Genomic DNA, 524 nt, shown 5'->3' with positions numbered 1-524 from the left:
TACCTGGCCTTGGTCCAGTTATCTGCGCCGGTATTATTGCTGAAATTGGTGATATCCACCGTTTCCCTAATGATTCAGCTTTAGCTAAATTTTCCGGCTTAACTTGGCGTGAGCATCAGTCAGGTGAATTTGAAGCTGATACTACGCCACTTACTAAAACCGGTAACGCTTATTTGCGTTATTACTTAATTCAGGCTGCTAATTCTGTTCGTCAGTACGAGCCTGAATACCGGGAGTTCTACTCCCGTAAATTCCGGGAAAGCAAAACTCACTATCATCGCCGTGCTTTAGTCCTTACCGCACGTAAATTAGTGCGTATGGTTGATGCTCTGCTGCGCAGCAACCAACTCTATCTGCCCAAGGGGCAAAGGAGGAATCTTGCTTAATATTTTTTAAATCCTAATTTCCATTTTTGTTGCTTGTTTCCATATTGCTTGGATTCAGGACGGTTTTCTATTGCCTTTTTTAAGTCTTAACTTCGAAAATTTTTGACCTCATGGTCTTGACATATTACCGTAGGTCTT

The 524-nt window shown here is 42.0% G+C and carries 1 protein-coding gene; it reads left to right on the top strand.

Going from position 1 to position 524, the window contains the following annotated elements; all coding sequences use genetic code 11:
* The coding region (locus cpu_RS09955) for a transposase (RefSeq protein ID WP_143299318.1) at positions 1-386 on the top strand (386 nt) is incomplete at its 5' end.
* Between the last annotated feature and the right edge of the window lie 138 nt (positions 387-524).

The sequence above is a fragment of the Carboxydothermus pertinax genome, from assembly GCF_001950255.1.
GTDB classification, from domain to species: Bacteria; Bacillota; Z-2901; order Carboxydothermales; family Carboxydothermaceae; genus Carboxydothermus; species Carboxydothermus pertinax.
The sequence above is the reverse complement of the archived record's forward strand: the minus strand, read 5'-3'. Positions and strand labels throughout refer to the sequence as shown.